The 21,355-nt window shown below is 33.2% G+C and carries 22 protein-coding genes; 9 read left to right on the forward strand and 13 right to left on the reverse strand.

Features of this window, described 5'->3' with window-relative positions:
- Position 1 precedes the first annotated feature (1 nt).
- The 4 genes from BLV35_RS13240 to BLV35_RS13255 form a co-directional block, all read right to left on the reverse strand.
- Positions 2-2,053, reverse strand: a complete 2,052-nt coding sequence (locus BLV35_RS13240; protein ID WP_245712059.1) for a tetratricopeptide repeat-containing sensor histidine kinase — start codon at positions 2,051-2,053, stop codon at positions 2-4.
- Positions 2,054-2,163: 110 nt separating this feature from the next.
- Positions 2,164-2,457, reverse strand: coding sequence for a 3-oxoacyl-ACP reductase (locus BLV35_RS13245; protein ID WP_091091075.1), 294 nt, complete (start codon positions 2,455-2,457; stop codon positions 2,164-2,166).
- 180 nt (positions 2,458-2,637) lie between these two features.
- Positions 2,638-3,450, reverse strand: coding sequence for a LytR/AlgR family response regulator transcription factor (locus tag BLV35_RS13250; RefSeq protein WP_091091077.1), 813 nt, complete (start codon positions 3,448-3,450; stop codon positions 2,638-2,640).
- A gap of 350 nt (positions 3,451-3,800) precedes the next feature.
- Positions 3,801-5,342 carry a glycine--tRNA ligase gene (locus BLV35_RS13255; protein ID WP_091091079.1) on the reverse strand — a complete coding sequence of 514 codons (1,542 nt, stop codon included), beginning with the start codon at positions 5,340-5,342 and terminating at the stop codon, positions 3,801-3,803.
- 94 nt (positions 5,343-5,436) lie between these two features.
- Here BLV35_RS13255 and BLV35_RS13260 point away from each other — a divergent pair, with 94 nt between their 5' ends.
- Both BLV35_RS13260 and BLV35_RS13265 read left to right on the forward strand, forming a co-directional pair.
- Entirely contained in the window at positions 5,437-6,120 is a 684-nt protein-coding gene (locus BLV35_RS13260) for a ComF family protein (RefSeq protein WP_176980623.1), read from the forward strand.
- A 295-nt stretch (positions 6,121-6,415) separates the two neighbouring features.
- Positions 6,416-7,024, forward strand: coding sequence for a superoxide dismutase (locus tag BLV35_RS13265; RefSeq protein WP_091091081.1), 609 nt, complete (start codon positions 6,416-6,418; stop codon positions 7,022-7,024).
- A 634-nt stretch (positions 7,025-7,658) separates the two neighbouring features.
- Here BLV35_RS13265 and BLV35_RS13270 read toward each other — a convergent pair.
- From BLV35_RS13270 to purN, 4 genes are all read right to left on the reverse strand, one after another.
- Positions 7,659-9,557, reverse strand: coding sequence for an amidophosphoribosyltransferase (locus tag BLV35_RS13270; RefSeq protein WP_091091083.1), 1,899 nt, complete (start codon positions 9,555-9,557; stop codon positions 7,659-7,661).
- A gap of 101 nt (positions 9,558-9,658) precedes the next feature.
- Positions 9,659-10,582 (reverse strand): PfkB family carbohydrate kinase, encoded by a 924-nt coding sequence (locus BLV35_RS13275; RefSeq protein ID WP_091091085.1) that lies wholly within the window; start codon positions 10,580-10,582, stop codon positions 9,659-9,661.
- A 75-nt stretch (positions 10,583-10,657) separates the two neighbouring features.
- Positions 10,658-11,143: a ribonuclease HI gene (rnhA, locus tag BLV35_RS13280; protein ID WP_091091089.1), complete on the reverse strand. Its 486-nt coding sequence runs from the start codon at positions 11,141-11,143 to the stop codon at positions 10,658-10,660.
- A gap of 39 nt (positions 11,144-11,182) precedes the next feature.
- Positions 11,183-11,746, reverse strand: a complete 564-nt coding sequence (purN, locus tag BLV35_RS13285; protein ID WP_091091092.1) for a phosphoribosylglycinamide formyltransferase — start codon at positions 11,744-11,746, stop codon at positions 11,183-11,185.
- A 176-nt stretch (positions 11,747-11,922) separates the two neighbouring features.
- Here purN and BLV35_RS13290 point away from each other — a divergent pair, with 176 nt between their 5' ends.
- The 5 genes from BLV35_RS13290 (at position 11,923) to pyk (ending at position 16,384) form a co-directional block, all read left to right on the forward strand.
- The gene (locus tag BLV35_RS13290; protein WP_007137004.1) at positions 11,923-12,159 is read left to right on the forward strand and encodes an acyl carrier protein; all 237 of its coding nucleotides are present in this window, start codon (positions 11,923-11,925) and stop codon (positions 12,157-12,159) included.
- A gap of 180 nt (positions 12,160-12,339) precedes the next feature.
- Entirely contained in the window at positions 12,340-13,593 is a 1,254-nt protein-coding gene (fabF, locus tag BLV35_RS13295) for a beta-ketoacyl-ACP synthase II (RefSeq protein WP_091091094.1), read from the forward strand.
- 5 nt (positions 13,594-13,598) lie between these two features.
- The gene (gene rnc / locus BLV35_RS13300; RefSeq protein WP_091091098.1) at positions 13,599-14,345 is read left to right on the forward strand and encodes a ribonuclease III; all 747 of its coding nucleotides are present in this window, start codon (positions 13,599-13,601) and stop codon (positions 14,343-14,345) included.
- Positions 14,346-14,459: 114 nt separating this feature from the next.
- Entirely contained in the window at positions 14,460-14,948 is a 489-nt protein-coding gene (locus BLV35_RS13305) for an IPExxxVDY family protein (protein WP_091091102.1), read from the forward strand.
- Positions 14,949-14,953: 5 nt separating this feature from the next.
- On the forward strand, positions 14,954-16,384 hold the full coding sequence (pyk, locus tag BLV35_RS13310) for a pyruvate kinase (RefSeq protein ID WP_091091107.1): 1,431 nt from the start codon (positions 14,954-14,956) through the stop codon (positions 16,382-16,384).
- A 174-nt stretch (positions 16,385-16,558) separates the two neighbouring features.
- On the opposite strand, the gene BLV35_RS13315 is transcribed toward pyk, so the two are convergent.
- Entirely contained in the window at positions 16,559-16,942 is a 384-nt protein-coding gene (locus BLV35_RS13315; protein WP_091091111.1) for a VOC family protein, read from the reverse strand.
- 195 nt (positions 16,943-17,137) lie between these two features.
- On the opposite strand from BLV35_RS13315, the gene BLV35_RS13320 reads away from it, so the two are divergent.
- Complete coding sequence (locus tag BLV35_RS13320; protein WP_091091114.1) at positions 17,138-17,911, forward strand: Bax inhibitor-1/YccA family protein; 774 nt, start codon at positions 17,138-17,140, stop codon at positions 17,909-17,911.
- Between the two features lie 54 nt (positions 17,912-17,965).
- Here the strand turns inward: BLV35_RS13320 and BLV35_RS13325 are convergent, their stop codons facing one another.
- Both BLV35_RS13325 and dinB read right to left on the reverse strand, forming a co-directional pair.
- Complete coding sequence (locus BLV35_RS13325) at positions 17,966-18,481, reverse strand: PAS domain-containing protein (RefSeq protein WP_091091118.1); 516 nt, start codon at positions 18,479-18,481, stop codon at positions 17,966-17,968.
- A 92-nt stretch (positions 18,482-18,573) separates the two neighbouring features.
- Positions 18,574-19,656, reverse strand: a complete 1,083-nt coding sequence (gene dinB, locus BLV35_RS13330; protein WP_091091121.1) for a DNA polymerase IV — start codon at positions 19,654-19,656, stop codon at positions 18,574-18,576.
- A gap of 124 nt (positions 19,657-19,780) precedes the next feature.
- Between dinB and BLV35_RS13335 the strand changes: the two genes are divergently transcribed.
- A complete protein-coding gene (locus BLV35_RS13335) occupies positions 19,781-20,251 on the forward strand; it encodes a CYTH domain-containing protein (RefSeq protein WP_091091124.1) in 471 nt (156 codons plus the stop codon).
- Here BLV35_RS13335 and BLV35_RS13340 read toward each other — a convergent pair whose 3' ends face one another.
- The gene (locus tag BLV35_RS13340) at positions 20,252-20,773 is read right to left on the reverse strand and encodes a septal ring lytic transglycosylase RlpA family protein (RefSeq protein WP_091091127.1); all 522 of its coding nucleotides are present in this window, start codon (positions 20,771-20,773) and stop codon (positions 20,252-20,254) included.
- 84 nt (positions 20,774-20,857) lie between these two features.
- Positions 20,858-21,280, reverse strand: coding sequence for a hypothetical protein (locus BLV35_RS13345; protein ID WP_091091130.1), 423 nt, complete (start codon positions 21,278-21,280; stop codon positions 20,858-20,860).
- Positions 21,281-21,355: the final 75 nt, after the last annotated feature.

Genomic DNA, 21,355 nt, shown 5'->3' on the forward strand with positions numbered 1-21,355 from the left:
TCTATGTAGGTATTAGTTTTTGTTCTATTGGAATGATAATGGTAATAATTGTACCGTCTCCTTTTTTTGATTTTATATGAAATTCACCGTGGCACTCTTTTGTTCGAGAAAGCATATTTTGAATCCCTATACCCTTGTTTTTTATTTTTGAATTAAATCCTATTCCGTTATCACTAATCACTAGCGATAAATTGCCATCTTTCTTTTTTAATTCAATTTTAATCGTATTTGCATTGGCATACTTATTAATATTTTGAAGCGATTCCTGTATAATACGATACAAATTAATCTTCACGGAATTCACTAAAAGCTCCCATTTTATAGTACTGTCAATGTTTGAAACTAATTTAGACGGATACGTTTTTCTTTGTTCTTCAAACAGATTGTCAACGATGGCAACGAAGTTATTGATTAATTCTGATTTTTCCCTATTTAAATCATGTGAAATTTCACGAATATCCTGTTCTATATTCTTTAACTCAGATAAATAACTACTTCTTTGCTGGACAGCCATCTCATCCTGAAAGCCATTTAAACCATCTAAATTCATACGGACACCAAACATCCTTCCTAAAACACCGTCATGTAGCTCTTGGGCAACCCTTCTTTTCTCTTCAACTCTATTGGTTTCTATAGTATTTTGCTGAGATATCATTAAGTTATAAATATCCTCATTCGCTTTCTGTTGCTGTTGCTTGTATAAAAGCACCTTGTTTTTAGTTTTCTGGGCTTTAATGATGTATGTAAGCAAACCTAGGATAGTTATAAAGCTAAAAACATATACTAAATTCCTATTTTGAGTTGTTAAATCTGAATTTTCTCCTTTTATTACATCTGTTTCATACTCGATACGAGAGAATTTCTCTCCCATACTACGCTCCTCTTTTTGTAGCTCTTCATTGATATGAATATATTCCTTATTATAGATAGTTGCGTTTTTAGGCTCTACAACAGCCAATTCTTTTAATGCCACTAAAATATCTCTAGAAATATTAGTACTTCGAGATAACAAGAGCGCCTCTTTAGAATACTGTACTGCTTTAACAGAATCTTTATTTGAAGCAAAATATTCCGATAAATGGATTTTGTTGATGAATATCCCAGCGGTTAGGTTTAAACTATCTCTCATTTTCAATGATTGATAGAATAGATCCGGTAATCCTTCCGTTTCATTTAATTTAAATTTGGCATAAGCCAAATTATCCAATATCATCGCATAAAGGGGTGTTTTTTGGATAATCAGATTTTTTTGTAATAATCCTTTTTGAAAATAACTTTTAGCTAAGGCATAATTATGAGCATTCAAATAAAGATACCCGATATTATTATAAGAAGTAGCCCTCGACTGAAATTGCTCGGGTATTACATCATCTTCAATAGCCGCTAAAGCTTTATTATGATAACTGAGAGCATTATCATACTCACCAAGTTCAACATACAATATTCCCAAAAGATTATTGGCATCATATAAGATATTATTTACTTTTTTTTCTTCTTTAATTACTCGCAATGCTCTAATAATCGAATTTTCAGATCCTGAAAAGTCTCCCGCCTTATACTGTAAAGTCGCCTTGTTTATTAGTGTTTTACCTAAACTACTATATTGATGAAGATTGTCATATACCTTTTCTGCTTTATAATAGAACATAAAAGCACTGTCTGGCACCCCTTTTGACTCATAATAATCGCCCAAATAACTGTAAGCTTTTCCAATACTTAAACTATCCTTTGCCCTTATTGAATTTCCCAAAACAAGTTGTACTGTTTTACTATAATCTTTCTGGTCATTTATGTTGTAATAGCGATTAGCTACCCTAAAAAGATTTACTCTATTAAGCGAATCATTTTCTTGGGCAACCACTATCTCAAAAGCTTTTTGGACGTTTTCTTTTCTATTCTCCAAGCTAAGGCTTAAATCATTGGCCAAAGAAAAATAAGTAGAAAGACTATCTTCAGAGGAATTAACTTTATTATTATCCGAATTCTTTTTGGTACAACCAAAAAAAACAAACAGAACAAGAAACACTACGCTTATAAATTGATTCTTTCTCAATAGTTTATATTCTAATTTTACCAAAAATAGTAAAATAAAACTATTGACATAAAAAAAGCTATCAAAAAATTTGATAGCCTAAATATTATTAAAACGAATTATTTAAATAATCAGTCTAGTTTCATATTTCCACCTGCTGATTGACCTCCAATAATATCCAATTTCATATTTCCACCGGCTGATTGTCCACCAATAATATCCAATTTCATATTTCCACCTGCTGATTGACCTCCAATAATATCTAATTTCATATTACCACCTGCTGATTGACCTCCAATAATATCTAGTTTCATATTACCACCTGCAGATTGTCCGCCAATAATACTATTAGTTTCAGGTGTAGTGAAAGAAGTTAAGATCATTACTAAAGAGAACAGTCCGATTGTTAAGATAGATTTTTTCATAATTTGGGGATTTTTATGTTATTTTTTTGTTTTTACATTTACATAACGACTTGATTTCGGTGTCATTACAATGTAAAAGTACACAGGAGCTCTCTCTTTTTCTTACAAAAAAAAGGTTAAATGGTAGAATGCTATCGTTTGAGAGTGAATGATAGTCAAATCTTGGTGGATGGTAATTTTTTAAATTTCTAAGTAGTTTCCGTTCGAAATTTCAGATATTATAAGGTCTATATTAACCTTATATGACTTAGAAAAAGGAATCTTCGCCGTCGTATTTTTAATATAACACACTGCGTTTCCAGTATGGATCCTAGAAATGTAACGCGAGTTAACTATATAACTATTATGAATCCTTACAAAGGGATAAGACAAGACACCCTCAAAATGTTTCAATGTTTTGAAAGCAGTGATCATTTCGCCACCGTTAAGGTGAATATCTGTAGAATTGTTATCTGCTTGCAAGTAACATATATCTCTGGCATCAATGTACCTATGATCACCGTATGATTTTATACATAATATGAGAGGCTCCTCAGTAGTTGGAGTTTCATACTGCACTACCACGGCCGGTTTCTCATTAAGAACTTGTGGTTGCGCTAAAGCGACTGCGCTATCAGCGTTCGATTTATTCAACTTTAAGATTGACTTTATAAAATCGATACGTGCCAAAGGCTTTAAAATATAATCCGTAACGTCATATTGAATAGCTTCGTAGGCCAAGTCCTTTTTAGAAGTGGTAACAATAATTTTAGGAATAACTTTCAAATAACGATGCAATTCATTGATTAGCATCAATGATAAGTTACTCTTTTTATTTGAAGGATCAATTTCGAGAAAAATTAATTGGGGAATATGCTCTAATATAAGGTTTAAACCCGTTTCATAATTATTTGCCGAAGCTACAAAGTCAAGCTCCGAAAAACTATCAGCCATGGCTTTTGTTTTCAAAACACTTTCTTGATCATCGTCAATAATAATGTACGAATAGTTCATCTATAGCTCTTCCTAAATTGTTAGGCGTATTATTTGATGCTTAAATTCAGTTTATACTTCAAAAAATAGCAAAATCTATGGTAGTTTTGGGAAACTCATTAAATAAAAAACAAGTTATTTATCATTATTTAACAAAATAAAAATACATGTTTCAGTGAGTATTGAAGTCCGATGTTAATATGTTGTTAACAAATGTTCATAGATTATGATGAACTGCAAATAAATCCGATTAACTACACTATTGTCATGAACAGAAAAGACCTCATTTTAAACACTATACGAATTTAACCCCTAAAAAACAAAAGGCTTTCCAAACTGGAAAGCCTTTTTATATACTATAAAGCAAGTTGTTACATTTTCATCAACCAGTTTTTCATAGACACTTCGTTTTCAATAATCGAATTCAAGTCAGAAATTTTAACTCGATCTTGTTTCATCGTATCACGATGACGAATCGTTACTGTTTGATCTTCTATTGTTTGATGATCCACTGTAATACAAAATGGAGTTCCCAGTGCATCTTGTCTTCTATAACGACGACCTACTGCATCTTTTTCATCATATCCCACATTAAAATCCCATTTTAAGTCTTCAACGATTTTATGAGCTATTTCAGGTAAACCATCTTTTTTAACCAATGGTAAAACTACTGCTTTCGTAGGCGCTAATACTGAAGGTAATTTCAACACTGTTCTTGTTGAGCCATCTTCTAAAGTTTCTTCTTTTAAAGAAGTTGCAAAAACAGCTAAGAACATTCTGTCTAATCCTACAGATGTCTCCACTACATAAGGCACATAATTCTGATTCAATTCAGCATCAAAATACTGTAATTTTCTACCTGAGAATTTTTCGTGTGCTTTTAAATCAAAATCAGTACGAGAGTGAATCCCCTCTAATTCTTTAAACCCAAAAGGGAAATTAAATTCTATATCAGCCGCTGCATTAGCATAATGAGCTAGTTTTTCATGGTCATGAAAACGATAATTTTCCTTCCCTAAACCTAGAGATAAATGCCATTTCAATCGCGCTTCTTTCCAGAATTCATAATGTTTCATTTCATCTCCTGGGCGAACAAAAAATTGCATTTCCATTTGTTCAAACTCACGCATACGGAAAATAAACTGTCTTGCAACGATTTCGTTTCTAAATGCTTTCCCAGTTTGAGCAATTCCAAAAGGAACTTTCATTCTACCGGATTTTTGAACATTCAAGAAATTAACAAAAATACCTTGTGCCGTTTCTGGACGCAAATACAAATCCATAGCGGTATCTGCTGATGCTCCTAACTTTGTTCCAAACATCAAGTTAAATTGACGTACTTCAGTCCAATTACGAGAACCTGTTTCAGGACAAGCAATTTCTAACTCTTCAATTAATGCTTTTACATCTTCTAAATCTTCGTTTCCTAACGAACGTCCTAAACGCTCAAGAATTTCTCTTTCTCTCGCTTTGTATTCAACAACTCTAGTGTTCGTTGACACAAATTCAGCTTCATCAAAAGCGTCGCCAAAACGAACTTTTGCCTTTTCAACCTCTTTAATTGCTTTGATATTAAGCTTTTCAGCATAATCTTCAATTAAAACATCGGCTCTATATCTTCTTTTCGAATCTTTATTATCAATTAACGGGTCATTAAAAGCATCTACGTGGCCAGAAGCTTTCCAGGTTGTCGGATGCATTAATATTGAGGCATCAAGACCTACAATATTATCATTCAACTGAACCATAGCTTTCCACCAATATTCTCGTATGTTCTTTTTTAATTCTACTCCGTTCTGTGCATAATCATAAACTGCACTTAAACCATCGTATATTTCGCTTGACGGAAAAATAAATCCGTACTCTTTTGCATGCGAAATTACATTCTTAAATATGTCTTCTTGTTTTGCCATACTGCAAAAATATAAAAAGTGAACTTAAAAAAAGAAAAATAGCGGAAGTTTGAATCATTCATTTTCATATTTTTATAAATAAATCAGCAATTTAATGTTTAAATATCTTCTAAATCTATTCTTTCCTCCCGTATGCAGTGGATGCAACTCGTTTTTACTGACAAATGAAAAAGTAATATGCACCGTTTGCCGGCATAATATTCCTTTGACAAACCATCATTTATCATCTGAAAATGAAGCTTTCAAAAAATTCTATGGTCGAATTCCATTGGAATATGCCTCAGCATTTCTTTATTTCCATAAAAAAGGAATCGTACAAGAACTTATTCATAAATTAAAATACAAAGGCCATGAGGAAATAGGAGCTATTATAGGAAACTGGTATGCCGAAGATTTAAAAGAAAGCACGATTCTAAAAACAGCAAGCGTAATCATCCCAGTTCCTTTACATAAAAAGAAATATAAAGAACGAGGCTACAATCAGGTAACCACTTTTGGATTGGCACTTTCGGAGGAATTCAATATACCTTATAATGATTCTATATTGTTTCGAGCAGTATATTCAAAAACACAATCACAAAAAAGCCTACTAGGAAGAAGCGAAGGAATTGAGACTGTTTTTGATGTTAACTTTAGCGAAAACGATTACAATAAACACTTTCTACTTATTGACGATGTTATCACGACAGGAGCTACCCTAGAAGCCTGTTCCAGAGCTTTGTTGAAAATTCCAGGTGCCAAAATTAGTATTGTATGCATGGCCATGGCACAATCCTGATGCTTTCTATGTAATCATATGCTTGAACACATTATAACATATTTTAATTTTCAAAAGGAAGTTAGCTATTGCAAAATATAGAAATTTAATAACCATCATTTAATTAGAATATACATTATAGAGTATCCTTATTTTAACCTGTACTACCTTTCATGCCGCTAATAGGTAGCTAATCAGCAGGAAAAACAACACTATCAATTAAATAAATGTTATAATAGCTAAATAGAATTTCCAATTCCAAAGTTAAATGTTTAAATTTGAATAAAATTTTTATAAATCATTAAACAAATATATCATGGCTTTTGAATTACCTCAATTACCTTATGCGTATGACGCATTAGAACCTTATATTGATGCACGTACGATGGAAATTCACCATTCGAAGCATCATAACGCCTATACTACCAACCTTAATACAGCAATTGCAGGTACTGATATGGAAGGTAAGACTATCGAAAATATTTTGATTAACCTAGACATGAAGAATACTGCCGTTCGTAACAATGGTGGAGGGTTTTATAATCATAATCTTTATTGGAATGTAATGACTCCAAATGGAGGCGGACTTCCAAATGGAGATTTACTAACTGCAATTGAAAGTGCTTTTGGATCTTTTGAAGAGTTTAAAGCTAAATTCAGCAAAGCTGGAGCAACACAATTTGGTTCAGGTTGGGCTTGGCTTTGTGTTCATAAAGGTGGAAAACTTGATGTTTGCGGAACGCCAAATCAAGACAATCCATTAATGCCTGGAATAGGATGTGGTGGAACTCCAATCTTAGGAATGGATGTTTGGGAACATGCTTATTATTTGCATTACCAAAACAGAAGACCTGATTATATTGAAGGTTTTTTCAACACAATCAACTGGACAGAAGTATCTAGAAGATTTGCATCAGAGAAATAATAAAGAAGATTAGAATTGGGAGGTACGAATTGTAAAACCCACTTTAATTAACTTCAGAAATAAAAAAGTCGAATGAGCTATATAAAGTTCATTCGACTTTTTTTATGTATTTTTTTACACTCTAACTCCGTAACTATTCCCTTTAGTTTACTCCATAAAAAAGGTGGAATTGCTTCCACCTTCTTTGCCCCAAATCTACCATAAACTTAACCTACTAATTTTATGGTGATATAAATTTAAGACAAAAAAACACTGCTTGCAACTATTTAAGACAAACAACAAATAAAAACGATAAATTACTGAATAATAGATTTTTACCGCATATATTATAAGAAAAAGCACCTCAAATACTGGACATGTTTAACTTGAACTAACAAAAGTGAAATAAATCTTTAAGCGGACAACAGCGCTAAATAAAATAGCAGTAAATCTCCATATATGAAATTCACTGCTATTTTTTCTTCATTTTATTCCAATAAAAAAGGTGGAATTGCTTCCACCTTTTTTGCCCCAAATCTACCATAAACTTAACCTACTAATTTTATGGTGAGCCAAAATTAAATCAAATCAAGGATGTTGGCAAAATTTTTAGACGAACAACCAATATAAACGTTTAAATGCACTTCTCGGAATATTAATACGCTCTAGCGTCTTTTCCTTCGTAGAAATTCATAAAAGCTCTATTCACTACTCTATTACCTCCTGGTGTCGGATAATCTCCTGTAAAGTACCAATCACCTAAGTTTTTCGGACAAGCGATATGTAAATCCTCAACTGTTTGAAATATAATTTTTACTTCAGCATTAATCTCCGAAGAACTCAACATTTCTGCAATTTTATCTGAAACCTCTTGCGGCTGGAAAGGTTCATAAATGGCCGTAACATAATTTACTACCTCATGGTCTTTATAATTTTCCTGCGCTTTACATTTTAAATAAACTTCATCAACAATGTGATATAAGTTTCTCTCTTTAAGCAATTCTAAAGCTGCTTTAAAGGCTACTAAACCTTCTAGCTTAGCCATATCGATACCATAACAATCTGGATACCTTATTTGCGGCGCAGATGAAACGACAACAATCCTTTTTGGATTCAAACGATCCATCATTTTGATGATGCTCATTTTTAATGTTGTCCCTCTTACGATACTATCATCAATAATTACTAAATTATCTGTTGGTTTAATAACTCCATAGGTTACGTCATAAACATGCGCTACTAAATCATCCCTACTACTGTCTTCCGTAATAAATGTTCGCAATTTAGCATCTTTAATTGCTACTTTCTCTGTGCGAATCTTTACTGAAAGTAATTCTTCTAAAGAATCTGCAGTTAATTTATCTGTATTTTCAAGAATATAATTTTTCTTTCTTTGATTTAAAAAATCTTGAGCTGCTTCTACTAAACCATAAAACGAAGTCTCGGCCGTATTAGGGATATATGAAAACACAGTGTTGTCAGTATCTTGATCTATCGCATTTAAAACTGCAGGCAAAATTAATCTACCTAGATTTTTTCTTTCTTGATATATTTCAGCATCACTTCCTCTAGAAAAATAAATTCTTTCAAATGAACAGGCTTTCTTAACCGTAGGTGTCAGAATTTCCTGCATCGAAACATTTCCATTTTTTTTGATAATTAATGCGTTTCCAGGTTCAATCTCTTGCACTTTTTCAAAAGGCACATTAAATACTGTTTGAATAACTGGCCTTTCAGAAGCGACAACAACTACTTCATCATCTTGATAAAAATAAGCTGGGCGAATCCCTGCCGGATCCCTAAAAACAAAAGCATCACCATGACCAAGAAGTCCCGCCATAGCATACCCTCCATCTAAGTTTTTTGAAGCCCTAGTCAATATTTTAGCGACATCTAGTTTTTCTGCAATAACTGGAGACGCCTCTCTTTTTGACAAGCCATTGTTTTTACACTCTTGGTACAAGTCTGTAACTTCATCATCCAGAAAATGACCTATTTTTTCCATTACAGTAACCGTATCCGCCATCTCTTTTGGATGTTGACCTAATTCAACTAGACTTTGAAAAAGCTCCTTTACATTAGTCATGTTGAAATTTCCGGCTAATATCAGGTTTCTGTGCATCCAGTTGTTCTGACGCAAGAAAGGGTGAACACTCTCGATACTATTTTTTCCAAATGTTCCGTAACGAACATGTCCTAAAAACAATTCACCTATGTACGGAATATTTGCTTTTTGAAGCGCCACATTATCCGCATATTCAGGATGCGCAGCCATTTCTTCGTTTACTCTGTCGTTTATTTGAGCAAAAACATCTTGTATTGGCTGAGCATGATTCGATCGCACTCGACTAATATATCTTTCTCCTGGCTCAACATCAAGTTTGACACTGGCAAAACCAGCACCATCTTGTCCACGGTTGTGTTGTTTTTCCATTAGAAGATACATTTTCTGTATTCCGTAGAATGCAGTCCCGTACTTCTCTTTATAAAACTCAAGCGGTTTAAGTAGTCTAACTAAGGCTATCCCACATTCATGTTGTAAAGCATCGCTCATCGTATTGTAGTTTGTTGTGTTGTTATTTCCTAATATAAATTCTTACAAATAGTATGTAAAATTATGAATCAAAAAAGCCCCGTTTCCGAGGCTTTAAGACATTATAATTCTATATCAAATTGTGTTAAAGATTTGAATTGTTTCAATCTTGACACTACTTCCTTCTTATCCAAGTCAATCATTCTTTCTGTTCCAAATTTTTCAACACAAAAAGAAGCTAAATTTGAGCCATAAATAATGGCATTTTTCATATTTTCGAATGACACGTTTTCGCTCTGTGTAATAAATCCTGCAAATCCACCTGCAAAAGTATCTCCCGCTCCTGTTGGATCAAAAACTTCCTCTAGCGGCAAAGCTGGCGCAAAGAAAACTTGAAGATCATGAAACAATAATGCACCATGTTCTCCTTTTTTAATTACAACGTACTTAGGTCCCATAGACTGAATTTTGGCTGCAGCCTTAACAAGAGAGTATTCTCCTGAAAGTTGTCTAGCCTCCTCATCATTGATCGTAATTACGTCAACACGTTTCATTACATCAAGCAATTCAGGCAATGCACAATCCATCCAAAAATTCATAGTATCTAAAACTACTAATTTTGGCTTGGTTTCCATTTGGTCTAAAACACTGCTTTGTACTAATGGATGCAAGTTTCCTAGCATTACAACATCAGCATTTTTATAGTTCTCTGGAACTTTAGGCTGAAAATCAGCTAAAACATTCAATTGCGTATCTAAAGTGTCTCTTGAATTTAAATCGTTATGGTAACGACCGCTCCAAAAGAAGGTTTTTCCTCCTTTAACTACTTCAAGACCAGAAATATCAATATTTCTTTCCAATAGTAAATCCAAATATTCTTGCGGAAAATCATCTCCAACTACAGAAACTATAGCCGATTGCAAATTAAAAAAAGAAGCCGAAAGTCCTATATAAGTACCTGCTCCACCTAAAATTTTATCTGTCTTGCCAAAAGGAGTTTCAATTGCGTCGAAAGCAACGGTCCCAACAATCAATAATTTGTTCATTTTATGAGTTTCGAATTAAGGTGCAAAGGTAGTTTATAAGTTACAATATTGCAAAGGTTCAAACTCGCAAAATTTTCATAAAACTTTTCCTTCTTCCTTCTCATAAAAAGCATCTATTGACAATGGAGTACTTTGGGTAGCCATAACAGCGAGTTCATCACAACGTTCATTCTGCGGATGATTATTATGACCTTTTATCCATTTAAAATCGACTTGCTGTTTTCTATAAATAACTAAAAGACGTTTCCATAAATCAGAATTTTTTCGATCTATAAATTTCTTTTTCTCCCAACCAAAAACCCATTTCTTCAATACTGAATCAACCACATATTTCGAGTCAGAAACAACAAGCACCTTTGTATTGGGATTCTTTAATTTTTCCAGACCTACAATTACCGCTAACAACTCCATCCTATTATTAGTAGTCAACCTAAACCCTTCAAAAAACTCTTTTCTATAAGTCTTACCTTCTTTCACACTCTCCATAACTACGCCGTAGCCTCCTTTTCCTGGATTTCCTTTGGCAGCTCCATCAGTATATATATGTACGTCGTAATTCATTTATTATCTCTAAATTTATGCGAGGATGAAAAATATTTATTATTTTTTTAAAAGATCTCTAATCACTTCTGGAAAATAGCGTTGCTCTAGATCGTGAATTTTTTCGGCAACTACATCTGCTGTATCCGTTCCCAAAACCACTACTTTTTTTTGAAATATCACCCCTCCTTCATCATAATTTTCATTTACATAATGAATGGTTATGCCCGTTTCCTTTTCTTTATTCTCAACAATTGCTTTATGCACATTCATTCCATACATTCCTTTTCCTCCGTATTTAGGTAGTAATGCTGGGTGTATATTTATAATTTTATTGGGATAAGAAGCGATAATATTTTGAGGGAATTTCAATAAAAATCCAGCCAGAACAATCAAATCAGGTTCAATTATATTTAATTTTTGTAGTACTTTACTTTCAATTAGTTCTTCTTTCGAAAAAACCTCTGTTGGTATTTCATTATTTTTTGCTCGTTCAATTACCTTGGCACTTGGATTGTTTGTAAAAACCGCAACCACCGATCCAATTCCACTTAAAGCGAAATACTTTATAATATTTTCAGCATTAGTACCCGATCCAGAAGCAAAAACCACTATTTTTTTCATAATCTACCCCATTTTAATTACGCAAAAAAAGGCATAAAAAATGAAAATAAATAGCATTGCGACCTCTTTGTTAAAATTTATTTTATAATTTAGTTGACACATTTATCAACTTATTCGTTGTTTTAAAATAAAGTTTTTTATTTTTGCCAACAAATTAAATTCTAAAATTAAAGATTATGTCAGACATTGCATCAAGAGTAAAAGCGATTATCGTAGACAAATTAGGTGTTGACGAAAACGAAGTTGTAACAGAAGCAAGCTTCACTAATGATTTAGGGGCTGATTCATTAGACACTGTTGAGCTTATTATGGAATTCGAAAAAGAATTTGACATTCAAATTCCAGATGATCAAGCAGAAAACATTGCTACTGTTGGTCAAGCTATTTCTTATATCGAAGAAGCTAAAAAATAATAATTTAAACACCCGCTTACTTCAACGTTTGCGGGTGTTATTATTTTTTTTAAAATTAAAATCAAGATTGATTTTCAATCAAAAAGATATTTATTGTAATACCCATGGCTCTTTTGTAAGATAAATACAGTGAAGAAAGCATGGGTTTTATTTGTTTAAAGATAACAAAATATACAAGTTATGGTATTAAAGCGAGTTGTTGTGACGGGTTTAGGTGCTCTTACTCCTATTGGAAATAATATTCAAGAATATTGGAATGCTCTTATTAACGGTGTTAGTGGAGCTGCCCCAATAACTTATTTTGATTCTGCTAAATTTAGAACTCATTTTGCATGTGAACTAAAGAACTTTAATGCTGAAGATTTTTTAGACAGAAAAGAAGCCAGAAAAATGGACCGTTACGCACAATATGCAATGGTCGCTTCGGAAGAAGCCGTAACTGACGCTGGATTCGATTTCGAGAAACTAGACAAGGACAGAGCAGGAGTAATTTGGGGATCAGGAATTGGTGGATTGGAAACTTTCCAAATAGAAATGTTGAACTTTGCTGCTGGTGACGGTACGCCAAAATTCAATCCTTTCTTTATTCCAAAAATGATTTCAGATATTGCTTGTGGTCATATTTCAATAAAATATGGTTTCAGAGGTCCTAATTTTGCTACTGTTTCCGCTTGTGCCTCCTCTACAAATGCAATTATTGACGCATTTAATTATATTAGATTAGGTCATGCAGATGTTATGGTAACTGGAGGTTCTGAAGCTGCAGTAACAATAGCAGGAATGGGCGGATTTAACGCCATGCATGCATTATCTACAAGAAATGACGATCCAACAACGGCTTCCAGACCAATGGATAAAGACAGAGATGGCTTTGTTTTAGGAGAAGGTGCCGGAGCATTAATTCTTGAAGAGTACGAGCACGCAATTGCTCGTGGCGCAACTATTTACTGCGAAATTGGTGGTGGAGGTATGTCAGCTGATGCTTATCATATTACAGCGCCACATCCTGATGGTTTAGGCGCGAAAAATGTAATGTTAAATTGCCTTAGAGATGCAGGATTGAAACCAACAGATGTTGACGGAGTTAACATGCACGGTACTTCTACTCCTCTGGGAGATCTAGCAGAGTCTAAAGCAATCACACATGTTTTTGGTGAACATGCTTACACAATGAATTTAAATTCGACAAAGTCAATGACAGGTCACCTTTTAGGTGCTGCCGGAGCTGTTGAAACTATATCCTCAATTCTTTCTATGAAATACGGAATAGTGCCTCCAACAATAAATCATTTTACTGATGATGAAAACATTGATTCAAAACTGAACTTCACTTTTAATGTTGCACAAAAAAGAGAAATGAATGTTGTCATGAGTAATACGTTTGGTTTTGGTGGACACAATGCTTGTGTGTTAGTTAAAAAATTAGATTTCTAATTTAAATGAGTATACTAAAAAAAATATTTACAAAATCCCGTTCTCTAAATTTAGAAGACGGGATTTTTTTTGATTCTATCCAGGCTATTTTAGGTTTCGCCCCTAAAAACTTAGATCACTACAAGAAGGCATTTACACATCGTTCCACCAGTAAGCTTAATTCAGAAGGTCACCCCATTAATTACGAACGATTGGAATTCTTAGGAGACGCCATGTTAAGCTCTGTAATTGCGGCCCATCTATTTAACAAAGCACCACATGGAGATGAAGGCTATCTAACAAAAATGCGTTCTAAAATTGTCAGCAGAGAGCATTTGAATGAATTAGGAAAAGATTTAAATCTAATTCGTTTTATCGAAAGTAAAGTGCCCGTACAACATTTTGGCGAAAATATCCACGGAAATATTTTTGAATCTTTAATAGGTGCCATTTACCTAGACAGAGGGTATATCTATTGTGAAAAATTTATACAGAAAAGAGTAATCATTCCTTATGTGGATATTTCACGATTAGAAGGAAAAGTAATCAGTTACAAAAGTCTAGTTATCGAATGGTGTCAAAAAGAGAAAAAAGTATTTCATTATGACATCTTTGAAGACAACGGAATAGACGGAACACGTTTCTTTGGGGTAAAATTAAGCATCGACGGAAAAGTAATTGCAAAGGCAAGAGCAACCTCAAAAAAGAAAGCAGAAGAAAAAGCATCTCAACGCACCTATTTTGCATTACAAGAAAAAATGGACAAGAAATAATATGATATTCATCAAAACTACATCGTTTTCGTTCATAAATTAACGAAATCATTACATTTTCTGCTCTTTAACTTCGTTAGAAATAGTATATTTACATCATTATTTTTAATGAATATGGCAATTCATAAACTCGATCTTGGCGAATTTGACGAAATAGATTATTATTTAATTGCTATACATACTTCATTGGAAGATTATCGGTTAGCGTATTTCATCAATCAAAAACTTGCTATAAACTTAGCAAAAAGTAAAGAGGAAGTGCAAATCAATATAAAAGAAGGAGAAACTAATTTTGCCCGCTTTTATCATTACGATTCTGAAAATGTAGTTTCTTGGAATTTAATTCAAAATAAAAACGAAGTACTCCAACAAAAAAAGGATGTTAGCCAAAATTTATTTTCAAATACGACACTGGAAATTTCTACAAAAGTGTACTTACTTCCAGAGTTTAAAAAAGCAGATTATTTTTTAAAAATCGAAAATACAGAAGACACCATGAACGTGTCTAAAATAAAAACAATATTAAATACCATTGATAGCATATCTGCAGTATACACCGTAGATACAAATCAAATAAAATCAAAAAACAATTTAATTTTTTAATACAAATGATTCCAAGCAAAAAAACCAAAATTGTAGCGACACTAGGACCTGCATGTAGTACAAGAGAGATAATAAAAGATATGATTGACGCAGGTGTAAATGTGTTTAGAGTAAATTTTTCTCATGCTGATTATGAAGATGTCAAAGAAAAGATGAAAATCATTAGAGATCTTAATGATGAGTATGGATACACTACAGCAATACTAGGTGACTTACAAGGTCCAAAACTTCGCGTAGGTGTAATGAATGAAGGAGTTGTCGTAAATGACGGCGATTTAATTACGTTTACAACTGCAGAAGATATTCTTGGAACAGCTCAAAAAGTGTTCATGAAATATAAAAACTTTCCAAACGATGTTAATCCAGGAGAAAGAATTTTATTAGATGACGGGAAACTAATTTTTGAAATTGTTGAAACTGACAAAAACACAGAAGTAGTTGCTAGAGTAATCCAAGGTGGTGAATTGAAATCTAAAAAAGGAGTTAATCTTCCTAATACAAAAATATCTCTTCCTGCAATGACAGAAAAAGATATTGCCGATGCTATTTTTGCTATCGAACAAAAAGTAGACTGGATTGCACTTTCTTTTGTAAAAACACCACAAGATCTAAAAGACTTACAAAATCTGATTGCTGAGCATTCAGATTATAAAATTCCAATTGTTGCCAAAATAGAAATGCCGGAAGCATTAGAAAACATAGACAAGATTGTTGCTTATTGTGATGCCTTAATGGTAGCTCGTGGTGACCTTGGAGTTGAGCTTCCTGCACATGAAGTACCATTAGTTCAAAAAGAATTGATTCGTAAAGCAAAAATGGCAAGAATTCCAGTTATTGTTGCTACTCAAATGATGGAGACAATGATCACTAGTTTAACTCCTACAAGAGCTGAAGTAAATGACGTTGCTAACTCAGTAATGGATGGTGCAGATGCTGTAATGCTTTCTGGTGAAACTGCTACAGGTAATTACCCAGTACAAGTAATTGAGAAAATGACACAGATTATTAAAGCTGTTGAGAATTCTCCGTTAATTCAAGTACCTCAAAATACACCGCAAATTAAAACAAAACGTTTTATCACTAAAACAATTTGTCGTCATGCTGCAATTATGGCCGATGCTATTAAAGCAAAAGCAATTTGCACTTTGACAAATAGTGGTTATACTGCATTTCAAATATCTGCATGGAGACCATCAGCACATATTTTAGTATTTACATCAAACAAACGAATCGTTACACAACTAAGTTTGTTGTGGGGAGTAAAATCATATTACTACGATAAAATCGTAAGTACTGATGATACCGTAACTGATGTTAATGAAATCGCAAGAGAAAAAGGATACGTAACTAAAGGAGATTTCCTGATCAACTTAGCTGCAATGCCTATTAAAGAAAAAGGAATGGTCAACACTATGAGAGTTTCAGAAATAGAATAGTAAAACTATCCAAAAATAAATATCAAATCCGTCTCGTTACTAAATGAGACGGATTTTTTAATTTCCTAGAATACATTTACTGTTTAGTGAAACACATGTCTGTAAGCAATTACACAACTTATGATTATTTATACTAAAGAAAATAAGTAAGATCTAAGCGTACTACATTTTACGTTAGTCCATCGAATGCAATCCAACCATATTCCCTTCAGTGTCCATAAATAAAGTAATAAATCCATATTCTCCAATAGACATTTTAGGCTTGAAGATTTTGCCCCCTGCTTTTTCAATTCGTTGCTCTTCTGTTATGCAGTCAGTACTTCCAAAATAAACAAGGGTGGAATTTCCTCCTGCTTGAAATCCTTGCATTTTTACTAAAGCGCCATTTGCACCATAGCCGTCCATATCTCCAGGAAAAGTCTTCATTTGCATGTCATCGTTGGTGGGATTGGGCAATCCTTCTAATATAACATCCAATATAGTTTCATAGAATTTTGTGGCTCTTTCCATGTCATCTACATAGATTTCGAACCAAACAATCGGTCTTTTATTGCTCATAACAGTCTGATTTTAAGATTAAACTAAAGTTACTAAAAAAAAATAAGATTTTTAAAATTTCATTTCGAAATCAAATTAAAGAAGTAGCATATGATTACATCCATAAAAACCGTATTGTAAGAAATTAAACAGGTCGGTTTTTTTTGTCCTTAATTTTATTTTAATTTACCTTTGAAAAAATAAATTTTATTCAACATGAATTTCAAATCGAAAAACCCTTTTTTAACTAATAAATCTTTTTCGGCAACAACAGCATCTGGAAAAGAACAAGTACACCACGCTACGGTTATTGATTACGATCAAGAGATGACTTTGTCTGGTACAATCAATAAGACCTTACTTTTATTTTTATTACTTATTGCCTCTGCCATGGTGATTTGGTGGATGGCTTTTAATGGTACTAACCCCATAGTACCCACAATTGGTGGTGCTATAGCAGGATTAATTTTAGTGGTTATTGCCGCTTTCAAACCACAATACTCACCCTATTTAGCGCCTGGATACGCCTTATTCGAAGGTCTATTCATTGGCGGAATTTCTGCTATTTTTGAAGCTAAATATCCCGGGATTGTAATACAAGCCGTTGGAGCCACATTTGTAACATTTGCAGTTTGCTTAGGACTATACAGATTCAAAATCGTTAAAGTAACTGAACAATTTAAATCAGTTGTTGTAGCAGCTACACTAGCCATAGCTACTTACTACCTTATCTCATGGGTTGTTTCTATGTTTACCAGCTTTCAGCCAGTTCACCACGGTAATTCGATGATGAGTATTGGTATTAGTGTATTTGTAATTATTATCGCCGCTTTGAACTTGTTTTTGGACTTTGACAGAATTGAAAAAGGAGTACAAGAAAAAATGCCAAAATACATGGAGTGGTTTGGCGCAATGGGCTTGATGATTACTCTTGTATGGTTGTATATTGAGTTTTTGAGATTGCTTTCTAAGCTTTCAAGTAAAGATTAATTCTAGATTTTATAAAACATAAAAAAGCCCTTTTTCAAATAAAAAGGGCTTTTTTTATGCTGCTTTTTCAAAGGCAATAAAATGAGATAACTCCCCTTTTCTATTAAATACTGGAAATCCCTTAATTAGACAAAGATAAGTATCTCCATTCTTTTTATAATTCAAAACTGTTTTTTCGAAAGGCTCTTGCAATTGGATGGCTTTTCTAATTTCATTAGAAGTTAGTGAATTCGTAGCAGACCCGTGAAACATTTTTGGGCTCCTACCCATAACCTCTTCTTCTCTATAACCATTCATTTTAGTAAGGTTATGTGAAGCAAAAACAATCTCTAATTTAGTGTCAGTAACAATAATTACTTCCTCTTTTAGCTTGTTTTTGAAATCCCAATCCTTTACTCCCCATTTACTACTGCTTGCAATTAGACTTAATTTATTGCAATCGACATAGATGCTTTTTACATCATTTATGGATTCCCTGTAAAAACCCCACGACAAAATGGGCGTAATCATTATATCAAGACTATCATGATGCTTAGCAAATGCACTATCGTATTGTTTAAAATCTAACATAGCATTTCTTTTTTAACAAATATAATTTTAAATAAAAATATAAAATAATATTTCCCGCGGTTTAACTCTTGTTTAAGCTGATTAAGTGTAATTTAAAAACTGAATTTTAACTGAACCACAACCGCTTTCTTAACTTCTGTATTTAAATTATTCAAGGATATTCCTAACAACCGAACTGAATCTTTCATGCGTTCTTGATATAAAAGCTCTTTTACCGTTTCTAAAATCAATCCTTTGTCAGCAATAAAATAAGGCAAAGTTTTACTTCTGGTTTGCTGGGTAAAATCACTATATTTTATTTTCAAAGTAACCGTTTTGCCAGAAATATTGTGTTTTTTAAGCCTTCTCTCTAAGGTATTTGCAATATTTTCCAATTGCTCCATCATAAATATCTCCGAAGACAGATTACTATCAAAAGTATGCTCTGCTGCAACTGATTTTGTAATTCGATCTGATTTGACTTCGCTGTTATGAATTCCCCGCACGACATTGTAATAGAAGCCTCCTGATTTTCCAAAATGTTTCTCCAGGAATTCCAATGATTTACTTTTTAACTCAACTCCGGTAAATATTCCCAATTGATACATTTTTTCAGTCGTTACTTTCCCAACTCCATAAAATTTGCGAATAGGTAAGTCTTCTAAGAATGTAATTACATCCTCTGGATTTACTGTTTTTTGACCATTGGGTTTGTTGTAATCACTAGCGATTTTAGCAACAAATTTGTTGATTGATATTCCCGCTGATGCGGTTAGTCCTACTTCATTAAAAATACGCAATCTAATTTCTTCTGCAAGGAGGCTTGCGCTGGGATTTCCCTTTTTATTTTGAGTAACGTCTAAATACGCTTCGTCCAGTGAAAGTGGCTCCACTAAATCAGTATACTCTCTAAAAATTTTATGAATCTTACCCGAAATCTCTTTATACCTATCGAATCGCGGACTGACAAAAATAATTTCAGGACAATTTTTCTTTGCCATAACTCCACTAATAGCACTTCTCACACCGAATTTTCGAGCCTCATAACTTGCCGCCGCAACAACACCCCGATTTTCAGAACCACCCACAGCAACGGGCTTCCCACGTAAGGAAGGATTATCCATTTGCTCCACAGAAGCATAGAAAGCGTCCATGTCGATGTGTATGATTTTTCTATTTGGGATACTTTCGGACATGATACAAATTTAAATAGCTTTTCTATGAAAACATTCTATTCCAGTATATATATTTGATACATTTGAATTCCGGATCGCCCAGACGGTAATGACATCTTTGCACTTAAAACAAATACACTTTTATATGATAGAAATAGAACGAAAATTTTTAGTTACATCAGACACTTATAAAAAAGAAGCCTTTTCTCAAAAACGCATTAAACAGGGTTATTTAAGCTCCGTTCCTGAACGGACCGTTCGTGTTCGAACAAAAGGAGACAAAGCATTTATAACGATAAAAGGAGCTTCAAACGAGACAGGCATGTCCCGTTTTGAGTGGGAAAAAGAAATTCCCGTAGACGAAGCAAACAAATTATTGTTACTCTGTGAGAAAGGAGTCATTGATAAAACTCGCTTTGAGGTAAAAATAGGAAATCACATCTATGAAATAGACGAATTTTATGGCGAAAACAAAGGATTAGTTGTTGCCGAAATCGAGCTTCACTCTGAAGATGAAACTTTTGAAAAGCCAAATTGGCTAGGGAAAGAAGTGACAAATGACAATCGGTATTACAATTCCAATTTAAGCATCAATCCTTTTACAAACTGGCGCTAATTATTTTTTAAAAACTTCAATCGTTACAATCATAACTCCAGCACCCTTATTTTTTGCTATTTCCATAAAAGCTATTTTAGAAAGATCAATTTCTCTAGATCGCACAAACGGTCCTCTATCTGTAACCTCTACAATAACAGATTGTCCATTTGCTTGATTTGTAACTCTTAATTTAGTTCCAAATGGAAATTTTTTATGAGCTGCAGTATATTTGTGCATGTCGAATAGTGCCCCACTCGCTGTTCTCCTACCATGAAATTTATCAGCATAATATGAGGCATGAGCATCTTTTTTGTACAGAACCAATTCACCCATCTTATCCTCTACCGTATCTTTTTTAACTTCTTGGACTTGCGGAAGAACTAGTACTTTCGTCTTTTTGACAGTATCTTTAGGTGCTACTGTAGACTTTTGAATTACAGATTTTTGAGTTGACGTTTTTTGATTATTTATAATTTGGCTTTGACTACTCACCAATGCAACAATGGCAAATAAAAAAAGGACTGTTATTGATTTTCTCATTATTAACTTTTTAGTTCGACTCTGTTTAAACAAAAACCATACCTTGATAAAAAAAGCCCTATAAATAGGACTTTTTTTGTTTTTTTATAACCACATTGACCATGGAATTCTACTCAATATAAGCAACAATCCCAATCCGTAAAAAATAGAAAAAGTCTTGAATTTAGATTCAGATGTTGTCAATTTTTTATGTTTTGACCACCCTATAGTGATTAATGTAATAGCAATTATATTAATTAGTGGATGCTCTAAAGAAGTTAATCGCAATGCTTTATCAGACATTTGTCCTAATGAAGCAAAACCAAGCGGAGAAACGAAATACAAAATCAATCCAATTAATAATTGAGTATGCGTTCCTATCAATCCGAAAATCGCAATTTTCCTATCCCTAGCAGTAAATTCTTTTTTGGAAAACATCCCCATTAAAGCATTTACAACTGCGACAACTAATAATACAAGAGCGATATAAGCCCACCCAGAATGAAATTCCTTTAAAAATTCGTACATATAATTTGTTTTTGAAGTTCAAATATAAACAAAAAAGGCCAAAAAAAACCCTCATTTCTAATTGAAATGAGGGTT

Source organism: Flavobacterium gillisiae, from assembly GCF_900107635.1.
In the GTDB taxonomy this organism is placed as follows: Bacteria; Bacteroidota; Bacteroidia; order Flavobacteriales; family Flavobacteriaceae; genus Flavobacterium; species Flavobacterium gillisiae.